19 protein-coding genes and 1 pseudogene are annotated in these 16,246 nt (G+C 71.2%); 12 read left to right on the forward strand and 8 right to left on the reverse strand.

From position 1 onward, the window contains the following. Window positions 1-40: 40 nt before the first annotated feature. Window positions 41-1,720, reverse strand: a complete 1,680-nt coding sequence (locus tag FLL47_RS02540; protein ID WP_144118772.1) for a pectate lyase family protein — start codon at window positions 1,718-1,720, stop codon at window positions 41-43. A gap of 268 nt (window positions 1,721-1,988) precedes the next feature. On the opposite strand from FLL47_RS02540, the gene FLL47_RS02545 reads away from it, so the two are divergent. After that, window positions 1,989-2,717: an SDR family oxidoreductase gene (locus FLL47_RS02545; RefSeq protein WP_144118773.1), complete on the forward strand. Its 729-nt coding sequence runs from the start codon at window positions 1,989-1,991 to the stop codon at window positions 2,715-2,717. 108 nt (window positions 2,718-2,825) lie between these two features. On the opposite strand, the gene FLL47_RS02550 is transcribed toward FLL47_RS02545, so the two are convergent. After that, window positions 2,826-3,506 carry a hypothetical protein gene (locus tag FLL47_RS02550; RefSeq protein ID WP_144118774.1) on the reverse strand — a complete coding sequence of 227 codons (681 nt, stop codon included), beginning with the start codon at window positions 3,504-3,506 and terminating at the stop codon, window positions 2,826-2,828. Beyond that, window positions 3,503-4,012 carry a SigE family RNA polymerase sigma factor gene (locus tag FLL47_RS02555; RefSeq protein WP_144118775.1) on the reverse strand — a complete coding sequence of 170 codons (510 nt, stop codon included), beginning with the start codon at window positions 4,010-4,012 and terminating at the stop codon, window positions 3,503-3,505. The genes FLL47_RS02550 and FLL47_RS02555 overlap by 4 nt, the downstream gene beginning before the upstream one ends. A 229-nt stretch (window positions 4,013-4,241) precedes the next feature. Between FLL47_RS02555 and FLL47_RS02560 the strand changes: the two genes are divergently transcribed. Together FLL47_RS02560 and FLL47_RS02565 are read left to right on the forward strand one after the other, a co-directional pair. Further along, window positions 4,242-5,306, forward strand: a complete 1,065-nt coding sequence (locus FLL47_RS02560; RefSeq protein ID WP_144118776.1) for an ATP-dependent DNA ligase — start codon at window positions 4,242-4,244, stop codon at window positions 5,304-5,306. 38 nt (window positions 5,307-5,344) lie between these two features. Continuing rightward, window positions 5,345-6,880 carry an alpha/beta hydrolase gene (locus FLL47_RS02565; protein ID WP_186315528.1) on the forward strand — a complete coding sequence of 512 codons (1,536 nt, stop codon included), beginning with the start codon at window positions 5,345-5,347 and terminating at the stop codon, window positions 6,878-6,880. 71 nt (window positions 6,881-6,951) lie between these two features. On the opposite strand, the gene ligD is transcribed toward FLL47_RS02565, so the two are convergent. Next, on the reverse strand, window positions 6,952-7,977 hold the full coding sequence (gene ligD, locus FLL47_RS02570) for a non-homologous end-joining DNA ligase (RefSeq protein ID WP_144118778.1): 1,026 nt from the start codon (window positions 7,975-7,977) through the stop codon (window positions 6,952-6,954). Between the two features lie 29 nt (window positions 7,978-8,006). Between ligD and msrB the strand changes: the two genes are divergently transcribed. From msrB to FLL47_RS02595, 5 genes and pseudogenes are all read left to right on the forward strand, one after another. Then, the gene (gene msrB, locus FLL47_RS02575) at window positions 8,007-8,411 is read left to right on the forward strand and encodes a peptide-methionine (R)-S-oxide reductase MsrB (RefSeq protein ID WP_144118779.1); all 405 of its coding nucleotides are present in this window, start codon (window positions 8,007-8,009) and stop codon (window positions 8,409-8,411) included. Between the two features lie 9 nt (window positions 8,412-8,420). Beyond that, on the forward strand, window positions 8,421-8,627 hold the full coding sequence (locus FLL47_RS45105; RefSeq protein ID WP_144118780.1) for a hypothetical protein: 207 nt from the start codon (window positions 8,421-8,423) through the stop codon (window positions 8,625-8,627). 123 nt (window positions 8,628-8,750) lie between these two features. After that, the gene (locus FLL47_RS02585; RefSeq protein WP_222105941.1) at window positions 8,751-9,212 is read left to right on the forward strand and encodes a nucleotidyl transferase AbiEii/AbiGii toxin family protein; all 462 of its coding nucleotides are present in this window, start codon (window positions 8,751-8,753) and stop codon (window positions 9,210-9,212) included. A gap of 1 nt (window position 9,213) precedes the next feature. After that, window positions 9,214-9,426, forward strand: a pseudogene (locus tag FLL47_RS02590) (peptide-methionine (R)-S-oxide reductase); the annotation flags it as partial. Window positions 9,427-9,510: 84 nt separating this feature from the next. After that, entirely contained in the window at window positions 9,511-10,086 is a 576-nt protein-coding gene (locus FLL47_RS02595; protein ID WP_144118782.1) for a hypothetical protein, read from the forward strand. A 44-nt stretch (window positions 10,087-10,130) separates the two neighbouring features. Here the strand turns inward: FLL47_RS02595 and FLL47_RS44630 are convergent, their stop codons facing one another. Further along, entirely contained in the window at window positions 10,131-10,265 is a 135-nt protein-coding gene (locus FLL47_RS44630; protein ID WP_281286635.1) for a type II toxin-antitoxin system RelE family toxin, read from the reverse strand. Between the two features lie 294 nt (window positions 10,266-10,559). On the opposite strand from FLL47_RS44630, the gene FLL47_RS42655 reads away from it, so the two are divergent. Together FLL47_RS42655 and FLL47_RS02605 are read left to right on the forward strand one after the other, a co-directional pair. Then, window positions 10,560-10,820, forward strand: a complete 261-nt coding sequence (locus tag FLL47_RS42655; RefSeq protein WP_186315529.1) for a PASTA domain-containing protein — start codon at window positions 10,560-10,562, stop codon at window positions 10,818-10,820. Between the two features lie 146 nt (window positions 10,821-10,966). Then, the gene (locus FLL47_RS02605; RefSeq protein ID WP_144118784.1) at window positions 10,967-11,449 is read left to right on the forward strand and encodes a DUF4231 domain-containing protein; all 483 of its coding nucleotides are present in this window, start codon (window positions 10,967-10,969) and stop codon (window positions 11,447-11,449) included. Here the strand turns inward: FLL47_RS02605 and FLL47_RS02610 are convergent. Next, window positions 11,442-11,795: a hypothetical protein gene (locus tag FLL47_RS02610; RefSeq protein ID WP_144118785.1), complete on the reverse strand. Its 354-nt coding sequence runs from the start codon at window positions 11,793-11,795 to the stop codon at window positions 11,442-11,444. The genes FLL47_RS02605 and FLL47_RS02610 overlap by 8 nt on opposite strands. 97 nt (window positions 11,796-11,892) lie before the next feature. Then, window positions 11,893-13,263, reverse strand: a complete 1,371-nt coding sequence (locus tag FLL47_RS02615; RefSeq protein ID WP_144118786.1) for a DNA-3-methyladenine glycosylase 2 family protein — start codon at window positions 13,261-13,263, stop codon at window positions 11,893-11,895. Window positions 13,264-13,385: 122 nt separating this feature from the next. On the opposite strand from FLL47_RS02615, the gene FLL47_RS02620 reads away from it, so the two are divergent. Further along, the gene (locus FLL47_RS02620) at window positions 13,386-14,183 is read left to right on the forward strand and encodes an isocitrate lyase/PEP mutase family protein (RefSeq protein ID WP_144118787.1); all 798 of its coding nucleotides are present in this window, start codon (window positions 13,386-13,388) and stop codon (window positions 14,181-14,183) included. Between the two features lie 64 nt (window positions 14,184-14,247). Here FLL47_RS02620 and FLL47_RS02625 read toward each other — a convergent pair whose 3' ends face one another. Next, entirely contained in the window at window positions 14,248-14,613 is a 366-nt protein-coding gene (locus FLL47_RS02625; RefSeq protein WP_222105951.1) for an ArsC/Spx/MgsR family protein, read from the reverse strand. Between the two features lie 211 nt (window positions 14,614-14,824). Here FLL47_RS02625 and FLL47_RS42660 point away from each other — a divergent pair, with 211 nt between their 5' ends. Beyond that, window positions 14,825-16,219 (forward strand): SigE family RNA polymerase sigma factor, encoded by a 1,395-nt coding sequence (locus FLL47_RS42660; RefSeq protein ID WP_186315530.1) that lies wholly within the window; start codon window positions 14,825-14,827, stop codon window positions 16,217-16,219. Window positions 16,220-16,246: the final 27 nt, after the last annotated feature.

Raw genomic sequence — 16,246 nt, forward strand, 5'->3', positions numbered from 1 at the left:
GGCTGGACTGTCACGACGCGCTCGATCATGGCGTACCCCCTCAGATCTTTCCGACGCCCGCGCCCGCCGGGACGATCGTCGGCACGGAGGCCGGGTCGTCCACGGTGTACGGGTAGAAGGTCGCCGGGTCGGTGACGGTGCCGCGCACCTCGATCGGGTGGTTGCACTCGACGAGGATGTTGTTGCGCTCGACCATGCGGCCCAGCGGGCCGCTGAACTCGACCCGGCCCGGGTTGTTGACGCTGAAGAAGTAGTTGCCCTCGACGAACAGGCCGGACTCGTTGGTCGACGCGATGCCGTAGCTGTTGTCGAAGTAGTAGTTGTTGTAGACGTGCACCAGCGGCGAGAAGCGCACCCGCGGGTTGCGCTGGTCGGAGCGGTCGAAGAAGTTGTGGTGGTACGTCACCCGCAGCCGGCCGGTGTCCTGCGCGCCGTTGGCGTCGTCGTGGCCGACCAGGGTCGTCTTGTCGTGGTCGTGGAACCTGTTCCAGGACACCGTGAGCAGGTCGGAGCCGCGTTTGATGTCGAGCGCGCCGTCGCCGCCGTCGGACAGGTCGTTGTGGTCGATCCAGATGTGGTGCGAGAACATCTGCACGTTGATCAGGTCGTCGGTGGCGCCGCTGATGGACAGGTTCCGGATGATGATGTTGTGCACCGCGTTCGCGGGCGGCGAGGTCACCGCGTCGCTGACCGGCACGCCGATGTTCAGGCCCCCGCCGACCAGGCGCGCGGTCGAGCCCAGGCCCACGATCGTCTTGTCGGAGCTGACGTTGTGCATGCCGTCCGTGGTGCCCGTCGGCAGCGTGATCGTGCCCGACACCTGGATCGTGTACGGCCCGGTGCGGGCGATGTAGTCCAGGAACTCCTCGGTGGTGTCCACGGTGACGACCGGCCCGCCGGCCCCGCCCGTGGTGGTGGCCTGACCGTATCCGGCAACCGTGGCGAACCCGTCCGGCTGCCCCGGCCCCGGCGGGTTCGGCGGCGGCCCGCTCGGACTCGGGCTGGCGCTGGGACTGGCGCTCGGGCTGGGGCTGCTGGGCCGCGGACTCGCGCTCGGGCTGCTGCTCGAGCTCGGGCTCGCGGACGGACCCGTGCTCGGGCTCGGCGACGGGCCGGCCGCGTCGGCGACGAGCACGTCGTCGAAGTTCGCGGCCGCGTTGTAGGTGGCCACGCCGATCTGGCCGGTGGCGAACTGGCTGTCCACGGCGGACACCGCAGCGCCGCCGTTGACGCTGCCCCGCAGGCTGCTGCCACTGACGTTCAGGCTCAGCGTGTACCAGGCGCCGGTGGTGACGGTCACCGCCGCACTGGCCAGGGTCGTCGACGATCCGCCGACCAGCTTCTTGAGCTCGACCGTGTTGTTGGTGCGCAGCGCCAGGTAGTAGTAGCTGGTGTTGGACTGCGCCCTGGCCAGCAGCGCGGCGAACCGGTTCGTGCCGTTGACCGCGGTCAGCTTCACCCGCGCGGTCACCGTGTAGTTCGCCCAGGCCGTCGAGCCCGCCCGGGCCCGGGCGTCGGAACTCGTGCCCGCCTGCCGCAGCACTGAAGTCCCGTCGGCGGCGACCGACCAGGTCCCGCCGGACGTGGTCCAGCCGGACGAGTTGCCATCGTTGAAGTCGTCGCTGAACAGCGTGGCGGCGTTGGCGGTGCCCGCGTACAGCATCGCCGCCGCCACCGTGGCCGCCACCGCGGCGGTGGCGAGCCGGAAACGTACCTTCATGCGCCTTCCTTCCGCGAGACCGGATCGTCAAGAGATCGAAACATCGACACAACTCGACGTAGTACCCGAGCATAGGAAAGCGCTTTCCGCGCATGCAAGACAATCGATGTGCAGGTTTGTTGCAGCCCACCGCCCACGCACCGCCGCATCCCGCGTTGATCATGAACTTAGGGGCAGGTTCGGCGGCGTGTCGCCGGCCTAAGTTCATGATCGTCGGGGGAGGACGGTCAGTTGACCTCAAGTGCGGTGGAGGTGGTGGGATATCGGCATGATCTTCGAGGGACTGCGGGTGGCGGTCACCGGCGCGGGACGGGACACCGGGCGGCTGCTCGCCGCCGACTTCGCGGCCCGGGGCGCGCACGTGTACCTGTCCGCCCGGGACGTCGGCGCCGCCACCGCCACCGCTGACCTGATCAACAAGGACGGGCCGGGCCGCGCCGAGGCGTTCCGGTGCGACCTGGCCGACCCCGACGCGGTACGCGGGTTCGCCGCCGCGCTCGCCGAACGGACCGGTCACCTCGACGTGCTCGTCAACAACGCGGCCGCGTACGCGAAAGGGCCAGGTCTGGAGGACGCCCCCGACGACGCCATCGTGTCGATGATCAGCGGGGCGGCGACCGGGACGACGCTGCTGATCAAGCACCTGTTGCCACTGTTGCGGGCATCGACCCGACCGGACGTCGTCAACCTGATCTCCGGTTGCGGCGAGACCGGCCACCACCGCTCGACCGCCCATCCGGCCTTCTACGCCGCCAAACACGCGCAGGCGGGGCTGGCCGGCATCCTGTCGCACCGGCTGCGCCCCGAGGGCATCCGGGTGATCTCGCTGTACCCACCGGACTTCGTGCAGGACGGGCCGCGTACCGCCGAGGCGATGCTCACGGCGCGCTCGGTCGCCGACTGCGTGCTTTTCGCGGTGGGCCAGCCGCGCGACTGCTTCATCCGAGAGTTCCGGTTCGAGCAGGAGCAGGCCGCTTCCGGCCCGGCCACCACGTGACCCCGACGGCACACGACGGCGGCGAAGCACCGGCCAGCCTGTGTCGGCCGCGGCACGACGGGCGCGCCCCGGTCCCATCGCCGGTGGCGCGCCCGTCGCGGGCGGGGCTCAGCCGACCAGTGACCAGCCCGGCAGTTGGGCCAGGGTCAGCAGCTGCTCCACGGTGAAAGCCGTTCCGCCGGCGGCGGTGACCATCACCGCGGTGTCGTCGAGCCGGTAGTTCTCCGCCTGGCGGGACGGCGCCGCACCGGCGCCCTCCGTGACGACGTAGTTGACCGAGCCGTCGGCGCCCTCGGTGCGCTCGCAGGACATGTCCGGGCCGTTCTTGGCGCACCCGTCCTCCAGCGGGATGAGCGCCCGCCGCACGATGATCGCCAGCTGGACGCCGCCGGAGGACCAGCGGGCCACGTACCAGTAGCCGTCCGTTGCGGCGCCCCACTCGCCCCGCTCCACGGTGAACACCGTGCCGGCCGGGACGCCGAACTCCGGACCGAGCTCCCGCAGTTGCGCGGTGAGGCGCGCGGCCAGCAGTTCCTGCCGCGGATCGGCGGAGACCGGCGGCACGAGCTGAGTGGCACCGCTCTCCGGCTGCCACGGCGCGCCGCCGTCCAGCGGTGCCAGGCCGACGGCGGCGACCGCCATGGCCACCGCAAGGCCGAGCCCACCGGTGCCTACGGCCCAGCGCGTCGACACCTGCCTGCGGCGTACCCGCCGGGTCAGATCGTCGAGGTCGATGGCGGGCGGCGGCGGGTCGGCCACGGCGGTCTTCAGCATCTCCTGCAGGTTCATCGCGCTGCCTCCTCGGCGGTCTCCGGAACGGGGACGAGCGCCGCGCGCAGGGTGTCCAGCGCGCGCGACGTCTGGCTCTTGACCGTGCCCGTGCTGCAGCCGAGCACCGCGGCGGTCTCCTCGACCGACAGGTCGTCGTAGAAGCGCAGCACGATGACGGCCCTGCGCCGGGCGGGCAGCGCGGCGAGGTGGCCCATGATGGCGAGGCGCTCGTCCACCACCCGGTCCGCTGCGGCGACGGCCCGCACCGGCAGCACCGCTGTCGCCCACTCCCGCCGCCACGGGCGACGGCGCTCGTCCAGCCAGGTGCGCAGCAGCACCTGGCGGACGTACGAGTCGATGTTCTCCAGCTCACGGATGCGCCGCCAGTGCCGCATGAGCTTCATGACGGCGGTCGACGTGACGTCGTCCGCGGCGTGCCAGTCACCGCACAGCAGGTATGCCGTGCGGCGCAACTGGTCGAGCCGGCCTGTCACGTACTCGCGGAAATCGGAGTCGTCCGGCATCGCCTCACCCCTCTCGGTCGCCGTCAAAACGGCGGCTTCGGGCGCGTGGGTTGCTCGGCCGGACGAACCGGTTCGCCGGCGGCCCGACCCACGCTGATGATCATGAAGTGGTGGACGTGACACGCCGCCGAACCGTGCCATAGGTTCATGATCAACACGAAACGTGAGAACGGGCTGGGAAAACGGGGGGATTGGCGCGGGGTGGGCGGTTTGCTGGTTGACTGGTGGCATGGATCTACCGGTGAACCCCCCTGTGGAACCGATGCTGGCCAAGCCGGTGTCGAAGATTCCCGATGAACCGGGTATGACGTTCGAGCCCAAGTGGGACGGCTACCGCTGCATCATCTTCCGCGACGGAGACGAGGTCGAGCTGGCCAGCCGCGGCGGCAAGACACTGACCCGATACTTTCCCGAGGTCGTGAACCAGGCCCTCAAGCAGTTCCCGGCCCGGTCGGTGATCGACTGCGAGCTGGTCTGCATCCGCCGCGACACCGGCCGCATCCCCCGCCTCGACTTCGACATGCTCAACCAGCGCATCCACCCGGCGGCCTCCCGGGTGAACAAGCTGTCCGTGGAGACCCCCGCCGACATCATCGCGTTCGACCTGCTGGCCCTGGACGACCGGTCGCTGATGGACCAGCCGTACGCCCAGCGCCGGGCGCTGCTGGCGCAGACCCTGGCCCACGTGGAGCCGCCGGTGCACCTGACCCCGGTCACCACCGACGCGGACACCGCCCGGGAGTGGTTCACCGCGTTCGAGGGCGCGGGGCTCGACGGGCTCATCACCAAACCGGCCGCCATGCCCTACTCCCCCGGCAAGCGGCTCATGTTAAAGATCAAGCACGCGCGCACCGCGGACGTGGTGGTGGCCGGGTTCCGGTACCACACCTCCGGGCCGGTGGTCGGGTCGCTGCTGCTCGGCCTGTACGACGAGCACGGCGTGCTGCACCACGTCGGCGCGAGTTCGGCGTTCACCGCGGCACGCCGGGCCGAGCTGCTGGACGAGCTGGAGCCGTACCGCAACCCCGCCGAGCACACCTGGGGGTCGGCTTCGGACGGTCAGCGTGTGCCGGGTGCGCCCAGCCGATGGAGTGGGGGGAAGGACCTTGGCTTCGAACCGCTACGCCCCGAGCTCGTGGTCGAGGTCGGCTACGACGCGATGGAGGGCGACCGCTTCCGGCATACCGCCCAGTTCAAGCGCTGGCGCCCCGACCGCGACCCCCGGTCCTGCACCTATGACCAGCTCGACCGTCCTATCAGCCTCAACGTCGACGAGGTACTGCGTACCCCGTAGGCTCGGGCGGATCCGTTCCGGGGGGAGTGAACACGCTCGTGCGACTCAGGCTTGACAAGAAGGTGGCGCGCGCCGTCGTCGCGCTGGCGGCCTCGGCACTGACCACCACCGGGTGCATACTCCCGCTGCCCGACTTCGGCCGCCGCCCCGAGGCCGCCGCCGTCAGCCCCGAACCGGGCTGGCGGCTGTGCCCGGAGATCGCCGCTGACCTGCTCGGCAAGGCACCGTCCGGATACACCTTCGAATGCAAGATCGTGAAGGTGCCGCAGAACTGGCACAAACCCGACGACGGCCAGACCTTCGACATCGAGGTCATGCGGGCCCGGGCCACCGACCAGCGCGACCGCATCGGCGCGCTGATGGTCAACCCGGGCGGGCCCGGCGCGTCCGGTGTGGACCTGGCGGCATACCTCACCCTGGGCCTGCCCGCGGAGATCACCCGGCGCTTCGACATCGTCGGCTTCGACCCGCGCGGCGTCGGCCGCTCCACCCCGGTCGACTGCTACACCGACGCCGACCTGGACGCCACCTTCGCCAGCGAGCCCGACCCGGTGACGCAGGAGGAGTTCGACGAGGTCCTGGCACTGACCAAGAAGATGGCCGACGGCTGCAAGGCCAAGTACGGCGACCGGCTGGGCCTGTTCGCCACCGAGCAGGCCGCCCGGGACATGGAGGCGATCCGGGAATCGCTCAACGAGGGCAAGATGAACTACCTCGGCTACTCCTACGGCACCCTGCTCGGCGCGGTGTACGCGCAGCTGTACCCGAAGAACATCCGGGCCATGGTGCTCGACGGCGCGGTCGACCCGCTCCAGTCGTCGATCCAGTCCTCGGAGAGCCAGGCGATGGGCTTCGAGCGCGCGTTCGACAACTTCTCCGCCTGGTGCGCGAAGAACAAGAGCCAGTGCCCGATCGACGGCGACGCCCGCGCCGTCGTGGAGAAACTGATGCAGGAGGCCGACACCAACCCCGTCGGCAACCCCGACGGGCGCAAGGCCACCGCCGGCTGGATCTTCTGGGGCGTGGTGTCGTCGCTGTACACCCAGGCCCGCTGGCCCGACCTGGGCCTGGCCCTGGCGGACCTGCAGGACGGCAAGTCCGAGGCGATCTTCGCGCTGGCCGACTCCTACGCCGACCGCGACGCCAACGGCGAGTACACCAACCTGTTCGACGCCAACGCCGCGGTGAACTGCGCCGACGACGGCAAACCGGCGACCGTCGAGGACATCCGCCGGCTGCAGTCGGAGTGGCGGGTGAAGTACCCGCTGTTCGGCGCGCCACTGGCGGTGGGCATGCTGACCTGCTCGATCTGGCCCGCCCAGCGCGACCCGTACCCGACCGGCAAGGCCGACGGCGCACCGCCGATCCTGGTGGTGGGCACCAAGGGCGACCCGGCCACGCCGTACGAGCAGACCCAGAAGCTCGCCGACATGCTCGGCGTGGGCGTCGTGCTCACCTGGGACGGCGAGGGCCACACCGCCTACCCGGAGACGCGCTGCATCAACAAGCACGTCAACGACTTCCTGATCAACCTGGTGGTGCCGCCGCCGGGCACGGTGTGCCCGGCGCAGTGAGCCGCCCGTCGTAGCACGCAGATGCCCCGCCACCGGCTCGGTGGCGGGGCATCTCCGCGTCCGCGGACGAGTTACTCGGCGTGGTCGGTGCGGGCGCGGCTGGGCTGCACCCGCATCGGCTCGCCGGGCATCTTCGGATAGTCCGGCGGGTACGGCATCTCGCCGAGCTTGCGGTCACGCTCGTCGCGGTCCCACCACTCCAGCAGCGTGCCGAGGTCGTGCTGCACGTCGTCCATGCCCGCGTAGAGGTCGCCGACCTCGGCCAGCCGCGGCGGCACGGTGCGCAGGTCGAAGTCGTTGGGCTCGATCTGGGTCAGCTCGTCCCAGGTCACCGGGGTGCTCACGGTGGCGCGGGGGTTGGCCCGCAGCGAGTACGGCGCGGCGATGGTGCGGTCGCGGGCCATCTGGTTGTAGTCGATGAAGACCTGCTCGCCGCGCTCCTCCTTCCACCACGCCGTGGTGATCAGCTTCGGGTCGCGCCGCTCCAGCTCCCGGGCGAACGCGATCGCCGCCCGCCGCGCCTCGACGAACGACCAGTCCGGCTTGATCCGCACATAGATGTGGATGCCCCGGCCGCCGGAGGTCTTCGGGTGGCCGACCAGCCCCGCGTCGTCCAGCACTCCACGGGCCAGCCCCGCCACCTTCACCGCGTCGGCGAAGTCGGTGCCGGGCTGCGGGTCGAGGTCGATGCGCAGCTCGTCGGGGTTCTCCGTGACGGGTGCGCGCACCGGCCACGGGTGGTACACGATGGTGCCCATCTGCGCCGCCCAGAGCAGGGCGGCGGGCTCCTTCGGGCACAGCTCGTCGGCCTTGCGCCCGCTCGGGAACTTGATCTCCGCGGTGGTGATCCACTCCGGCACGCCCCGGGCCGGCACCCGCTTCTGGAAGAACATCTCCCCGTCGATGCCGTCGGGGAAGCGCTGCAACATGGTGGGGCGGTCCCGCATCGCCCGCAGCATGGGCTCGGACACGGCAAGGTAGTACTCGAAGACGTCCTGCTTCGTGAAACCGCGGTCCGGGAAGTAGATCTTGTCCGGGCTGCTGAGTCTTACGGAACGGTTACCGACCTCGTACTCGAGCGCTGGGGCCTTGGGCATGGCCCGACGCTACCGCGTACGGTCGAGGCATGGAGCAGAACGTCAGCCAGCTGAGCGAGCAAGAGTGGCGCGTGCGCCTCAATCCCGAGGAGTTCCGCGTGCTGCGCCAGGCGGGCACCGAGGCCCCGTGGAGCGGCAAGTACGTCGAGACCAAGACCCCGGGCACCTACCGTTGCCGGGCCTGCGGCGTGGCGCTGTTCGACAGCGTGACCAAGTTCGACAGCCACTGCGGGTGGCCGTCGTTCGACGAGGCGCTGCCGGGGACCATCCGCTACATCGAGGACCGGTCGATGGGCATGCTGCGGGTCGAGGTGCGGTGCGCCAACTGCGACTCGCACCTGGGGCACCGGTTCGACGGCGAGGGCTTCACCGCGAAGGACGCCCGCTACTGCATCAACAGCGTGTGCCTCGACCTCGAGGAGAAGCCCGCGTAGGCTGGCTGCATGTCCCAGGAAACAGCGGCCGATCGACTACGCGTGGCTCTGGAGATGTACGAACTTGGCGAGCGGATGCTGCGAACCCGGCTTCGGCGTTCGCGGCCATCCGCATCCGATGCCGAGATCGACGCAGCCATTCAAGAGTGGTTGTCATCCAGGCCCGACGCCCCGGTTGGCGATGCACCGGGACGTCCGTCGCACAGGTTTGCATGAACCGCGTCGAAGAAGCCCTGCACCAGGCGACAAAGGACCTCTATCGATACGGTTCCAAGTGGGCCCTGGTCGGAGGGTTCGCGGTTTCAGCGAGAACCGAGCCTAGGCGTCGACGTCGCGGTGATGGTGGCGAATGACGACGCAGCCGAGGCATTGGTCCGCAACTTCCTCGGCAACGGTTACACCTTCTCCGCCTCTGTCGAACACGACAACGGGAGATTGGCGACGGTAAGACTGAAGCGGCTGAGCGATGGCGTCGGCGTTACGGTGGACTTGCTGTTCGCAAGTTCCGGGATCGAGCCGGAGATTGCCAACGCCGCAGAACAGCTGGAAATCGTTTCTGGGCTGTTGCTGCCGGTCGCCACCACAGGGCATCTCATAGCACTCAAACTACTTGCCTGTGACGATGAGTCCCGCCCGCAGGATCTCGCCGATCTGCGGGCCCTGCTCTCGGTCGCGAACAGCGAAGACTTAACCGTTGCCCGCGCAGCGATCGAACTGATCACTAAGCGTGGATTCAACCGGAGCCGTGATCTGGACGCCGCCCTCGACCAAATGCTTCACAGGCGCGATTCGACAATGTGACCACTGCGGATGGCCGTCGTTCGACGAGGCGCTGCCGGGGACCATCCGCTACATCGAGGACCGGTCGATGGGCATGCTGCGGGTCGAGGTGCGGTGCGCCAACTGCGACTCGCACCTGGGGCACCGGTTCGACGGCGAGGGCTTCACCGCGAAGGACGCCCGCTACTGCATCAACAGCGTGTGCCTCGACCTGGAAGCCGGACCGGACGCCTGACCCGGGTCGAGCCACCCAACCGAGCCCTGGCCTTGACCCGCACTGCGACACTCACCGTCGCGGACACCGGACGACGGGGAATCAATGACAAGGCTCGGACGCATACTGAACACCATCGGCTTCCTGGCCGCCGGCGCATGCCTGATACTGCCCTTCCTCCATTTCGGCCAGGGGAGTGAGCAGGGCCGGTACGACATCTCCTGGAACGGGTGGGATCTGGTCGTCGGCGGCACCCCGGAAGTCGATTTCGAGCAGTTGATGTGGAGCGAGACCGCGCAGGCGTACGAGCTACAGGAGATGCCGCCGGAGGTGTTGCTCATGTGGGTCGGAGACGAGCAGACGTTCCAGGTCTCCGGCAGCGCGGTACTCAACCTTGCCGTCGTGCTGATCTCGGCAGGCGCACTGGCCGCGTTCCTGGCCACCCCTCGGTCGCAGCGGATCCTTGCCCTGTGCGCCGGTCTCGGCGCCGCCGCGACACTCGCCTTCGGCCTATGGCAGGCCGCCGCGAACATGCATCAGAAGTGGCCGACGGCCCCACTCCGCCTAGGCTACGGCGCCTGGCTCACGGGCGGCCTGGTCCTGCTGCTCGCCGCGCTCAACGTCGCCGCAGCCATTCGGGCACGACCTGCCGCATCAGCACCGGCCGACTCGACGACATAAAACTGCGGGTGGCCGTCGTGCGCCTCGATCCGGAACCGGAGGAATCAGCGGGTGCGGTGGACGGTTGATCGTCGCTGCACGTTGGCGACCTCGACCACCACCCGCTCGTCGTGGATGGCATAGATGATCCGATACTCACCGCGCCTGGCGTAATGACGTCCCGTCAGCTCTCGCGGCACGCGCAATCTCTTCCGCCCTCGACAGGGTGACAAGGGGTATCTGGCCATGTATCGAACGATAACGTGGGAAAAATGTGGATCCCCCCGGCACGGCAACGCTTGAGCCCGCTCACCGATGGACCGCCCTCGGACCGTCCCCGTCCGTCACGCCGGAGGTGCACAGGTGCAGTGGCGGCACTCGTACTCGTACTGGCGGGATGCGCCGGAACTCCCCCGCGCGAGATCTCGCATGAAGTGCCGACACCGAGTGCGACCCCGGCCGTTCGACCCGCCGCCACGGCAGCCGATGTGCCGGTGCGGTCGCCCGAGTCCACGCCGACTCCGCCGACCCAGGTCGTCGTTCCTGACGGCGTCGGCAAGGACTACCAGGCCGCCCAGGACATCTGGCGCGCGGCCGGCCTGCATGTCGCACCGGCGCACGATGCGACGGGCGCCCACCGGCTACCCATGATCGATTCGAACTGGGTGGTGCTCTCACAGAATCCGCCTGCGGGAGGGCGAGTCGACGCCGGCAGCTTCATCACCGCGACCGTCAAGAAGTACACCGACGACTGACCGCAGGGCATCCAGTCGACGTTTGCTCAGGAAGTCGACACTCGCGTATCTGCTTCGGACAACACCCGCTGTCGGGAAGTTTCCACGACGTCTGGTCCCGTATCCCTCGCCGTGCCACCATCATCGGGACTTCCGGGAGGAACGCGATGGCGGACGGCGGCACGGCGCAGAGCATCTGGTGGCAGCGGCTCACCTCGCCCGGCGGCGCACAGCTGCCGGTGAGCGTGCAGGAACGCCTGCTGTGGTACGCCAGGCAGGTGAGCCGCCAGCGCGTCACGAACTACACCCTGGAGGGGGTGACCGTCGTGATCGCGGCGAGCATCCCCGCCGCGGCCGCGCTCGGTGCGTCCACCGCCGTCGCCGCGGTGCTCGGTGCGCTGGTCGCGGTGCTGGCCGGGCTGCGGCAGCTGGTCCGGCCGGGCGAGAGCTGGATCCGGGCCAGCGCGACGCTGGTCGCGATGCAGCGCGAGGCCGTGGTGTGGAGCGCGGGCGCGGTGCCCTACGACGGCGAGCGCGCCGACACCCTGCTCGTGGAGAACGTGGAGAGCCTGGTCGCCGCGGAGACGTCGCAGTGGGCCGAGCAGCGCACGGTGCGCCGCTCGGAGCCGGAGCAGCAGCCGGTCAGCTGACGTACCAGTCGAACAGCTCCCAGCCGGGCGGCGTGGCCATCACCAGGAGCATCAGCGCGGTGGCCACCCCGGCCGCGACCAGCAGCCGCCGGGTGAACGGGTCGGCCCGGACCTGCGGCGACCGCCATGCGCCCCAGGCGAACAGCAGCATGACCGCGGCGGGCACGAACCCGAACATGGTCACCAGGACGGCCGGCCAGGACCAGCCGGGCGGGGACTGCTCGGGGAAGTAGGCCGCGTCACTGACGAGGTAGGCGACGGCCCCGTAAAGGTAGGCCAGCACCAGCACGAGCAGTGCCGCGCTGACCGTCCCGGCGGCACCGCGACTGATCGACGTCTCTCGCATCGTCGCACTGTAATCCGGGCCGCGTCGCCCGCCAAGACGCCGTCCCGGTCACCACCCCACCCGGTGCCGGAAGACGCCAAGCCCGCAGCCCCGGTCGTCACCCCGCCAGGTGCCGGTGGGCGTACGCCCGCCAGGGCCGCCACTGCTCGGCCGGCGCGACGCCGCTGTCGTGCCCGGTCGCGGGCCAGGCGTCGGGGTCGCCGAGGGCGCGCATGGCGATGAGCTCCACGGTGGAGTCGTCCAGCCCCGGCAGTTCCCGCAGCCGCCGCCGGGCCGCCGTCCAGTCGGCGCCGACGCCGAGGTCCAGCTCGCCCACGGCGACCGCGTCGACGAGCGCGGTGAACGCTTTCTCGGCCTGCTCCGCCACCCCCAGCAGCGCCGGATCGACTGCCGCCAGCGTGGACACGTCGGGGAACACGCGGGTCAGACCGCCGTCCGGATCGGCCACGGGTTCGCCGTACGCCGTGACGAGCCGCGCCGCCGCGTCCGGTCCGAGCACCGCCCGCACCGCCAGCTCCACGCCGTCCACGGCGCGCGGCACCCGCCGCCCCGGCAGGGCCGCGACGAGCGGCGCGAGCAGCGGGTCGGCGGCCAGCGCGGCGTCCACGGCGACCGGGTCGGCGTCGAGGTCGAGCAGCCACCGGCACCGGTTGACGGCACTGCCGAGGTCACGCAGGTCGGCCAGGGACAGCCGGCACTCGACGTGCCCGGCGGCGGGCCGCAACGCGACGACGCCGGTGCCGTGGGGCAGCCGCAGCGTGCGCCGCAGCGCCCCGTCGCGCCATTCCTCCACCCCGGGCAGCGCGTCCGCGGCGAGCTGCGTGAACAGCTCATCGGCGGCCAGCGGGGCCCGGTACGGCAGGCGGACCGTGACGGTGCCCGGCGCGGCCGTTACACGTACGCCGCGACCGGCCCGTTCGCGCAGCTCGCCGGGGGTCAGCCCGAACACCTCGCGGACGGTGTCGTTGAAGGTGCGGATGCTGCCGAAGCCCGCCGCGAACGCGACGTCGCCCAGCGGCAGGGTGCTGGTCTCGATCAGGGTGCGGGCCGCCTGGGCGCGCTGCGCGCGGGCCACCGCCAGCGGCCCCGCGCCGAGTTCGGCCAGCACGTGCCGCTGCACCTGCCGGGTGCTGTAGCCCAGCCGGTGGGCCAGGCCCGGCACGCCCTCCCGGTCGACGACCCCGTCGGCGATGAGCCGGACCGCGCGGCCCACCAGGTCGGCGCGCGCGTTCCACTGCGGCGAGCCGGGGCTCGCGTCGGGCCGGCACCGTTTGCAGGCCCGGAATCCGGCCTGCTGGGCCGCGGCCGCGCTGGGCAGGAAGGTCATGTGCCGCACCTGGGGCGGCGGCACCGGGCAGCTGGGCCGGCAGTAGATGCGGGTACTGGTCACCGCGGTGAAGAACCAGCCGTCGAAGCGGGCGTCGCGGGACTGCACCGCGCGGACGCAGCGTTCGAAGTTCTCGTGCATGCCCCCACCGTAGCCAGGGCGGGGACCGGGTGACTCGCGAGAAAACGACATCGCGGTCGCGCGGCACGTCGACGTCGTTTTCCCGCCAGCCGCCGTCGGGGAGCCCGTGGTGGACTGTGCCCATGACGATCGACAAGTACGGCGCCTTCCGCGCCATGCACCAGCCCGGCACTCCGCTCCTGCTCGCCAACGCGTGGGACGTGGCCAGCGCCCGGCTCGCCGAGCAGGCGGGGTCGGCGGCGGTGGCGACGACCAGCGCCGGGGTGGCCTGGAGCCTGGGCGCGGCGGACGGCGACGTGCTGGACCGCGACCGCGCTGTCGACCTGGTCGCCCGGGTCGCGGGCGCGGTGGCCGTGCCGGTGACCGCCGACATCGAGGGCGGGTTCGCGACCGACGCGGCCGGGGTCGCCGAGACGGTCCGGCTGGTGGTCGCGGCCGGTGCGGCCGGGGTCAACCTGGAGGACAGCGACCGGGTCGGCCCCGCGCCGCTGCTGCCGGTGGACGAGGCCGCCCGGCGGATCGCCGCCGCCCGCACCGCCGCCGGGGCGGGACTGTTCATCAACGCCCGGGTCGACACGTTCCTGCGCGGCGGCGACGTCGCGGACGCCCTCGCCCGCGCACGGGCTTACGTCGCGGCGGGCGCGGACGGCGTCTTCGTGCCCGGCACGGCCGACCCCGCCGTGATCGCCGAGCTGGTCGCCGGGGTGGGCGCGCCGCTGAACATCCTGGCCGGGCCGGGCTCCCCGACCGTCGCCGAGCTGGCCGCACTCGGGGTGGCCCGGGTGAGCCTCGGCTCGTCGGTGGCCGAGGCGGCGTACGCGGTGATGCGCCGGGCGACCGAGGAACTGCTGGCCAAGGGCACCTACGACACGCTGACCGGCGCGCTGAGCTACGGCGAGCTGAACAAGCTGCTGGCCTGAGTCACCCGCCCGCAGCAGGCAGCCGTCCCGGGCGGACTCCGCCGGGACGGCTGCCTGTGCCGTGTCAGTCGGTGGTCGGCGTGGCCAGGGCTCGCGCCAGTGCCTCAGGGGTGCGCCCCACGATCGCGGTGCCGTCGTCGAGTAGCAGGATCGGGCGCTGGATGAGCTGCGGGTACGCCACCATCGCCGCGATCCAGCGGGGGCGGTCGGCCTCGTCCCGGCTCCAGTCCGCCAGGCCCAGGTCGGCGGCGACCGGCTCGCCCAGCCGGCAGATCTCCCACGGCTGCGCGCCGAGCCGGCCCAGCACCTCGGCCAGCTCGGCCGCGGTCGGCGGCGCGTCCAGGTACGGCCGCAGCGTCACCGGCACCTGGTTGAGCTCGAACGTCTCCCGGGCATCGGCGCACTTCGAGCACGAAGGGTTGTTCCACATCTCCACCCCGCCATCCTCCCTGATCCCGGGACCGGTTCGGGCAGCGGACCGACGAGATCCGTGAGACCGTCGCGCTCGCCTCCACGAGCCCGGAGCGCCGCTGCCGGCGCGGACACACCCCCCGCCGAAAACTTCGCACCGGTCGCGCAACCCCGGCGGCGGCCCAGGTCGTACAGGATCTCGACACCGCAGACGGAAAGGCACGGGGAGCATGGCCGACACGGCGACGTTCGACGAGTTCGTGACGGTGCGCTCGCGCCACCTGCTGCGCATCGCGTACCTGCTCTCGGGCGATCACATCCTGGCCGAGGACCTGCTGCAGACCGCGCTGGCCAAGTCCTGGTCGGCGTGGAAGCGCATCCAGGGCGACCCCGAGCCGTACGTGCGCCGGGTGCTGGTCAACACGTACAACTCGTGGTGGCGGCGGCGCTGGCACGGCGAGCGCCCCACCGAGACGCTGCCCGAGCACGCCGGGCCGTCGCCGCACAGCGCGGTCGACGAGCGCGACCAGCTGTGGCGCGCCCTCGACCGGCTGCCCCGCCAGCAGCGCGTGGTGCTGGTGCTGCGGTACTTCGAGGACCTCACCGAGGCGGAGATCGCACGGACCATGGACATCTCAGCGGGCGCGGTGAAGGCGTACGCCTCCCGGGGTCTGGCCACCCTGCGCCTGGACCCCTCGCTGCGCGCGCTGCCGCAGCCCGACGACGCGCCGGTGGGCAACGAGCGGCTGGTCGCCGTCCGTCGGCGGATCACGCAGCGCCGCCGCAACCGGCTGTCCGCGGCGGCCGCGGCCTGCCTGGTCGTCATCGCCGCGGTCTCGGGCTACGCCGTCGCGCCCGGCCCGGACCGCGGTGACGTCGCCGGCCTGCCCGAGCTGTACCGGGGGCACCGCATCGTGGCCCGGCTGCAGGCGGACTTCTCCCAGCGCACGGCGGAGGTGGTGTGGACGCCGGGCAGCACCGATCTGACCCTGTTCGCGGACTGCGCGACCGGCCTGCTGCCGGCCGAGGTCGAGCTGAGCGTGAACGGCAACTATGTGACCACCATCGCCTGCGGAACCCGGCTGGAGTTCGCCACCGCCCGCCCCCTGACCGACAGGACCGCGGCGGCCTGGAACGTGCGCGTCGGGCAGCACGCCCGAATCACGCTGACCGCCGTGGGCGCGGCGGTCTCGGCCGACCGGTCGGGCGACGGCGGCGGCGTGATGGCGGTGGCGGTGGCCGAGCGGCTGCCGTTCGAGCAGTACCCGCTGCCGTCGCGGCCCGCGCGACTCGAACCGCTGCCCGGTCCCGACTCCGTGCCCGGCCGAGCCCGGGTCGACGGCCCCGAAGCGGGGGTGACCACGCTGAAGTGGCAGGGCGCCCTGACCTTCCGCGCCCGTGCGCAGACCCCCGGCAGCCTGCTCGTGTCCATCAACGGCATCCCGGTCGAGAAGTTCGAGTGGTGGGACTACGAGCAGAACCCGCAGGCCGTGCTGAGCTTCGGCAAGGACGACGCGCAGCGGCTGGGACTCGACCTCGACTCCGGCGCCACGGTGGTGATCACCGTCGAGCCCGAGCACATGACCGGCGACTGGTGGCTGACCGCCGCCCTGCCCGGCAAGTAGCCTACGGGCGAGATTTTCTCGCGACAC

This window comes from Catellatospora sichuanensis (genome assembly GCF_007483665.1).
GTDB classification, from domain to species: Bacteria; Actinomycetota; Actinomycetes; order Mycobacteriales; family Micromonosporaceae; genus Catellatospora; species Catellatospora sichuanensis.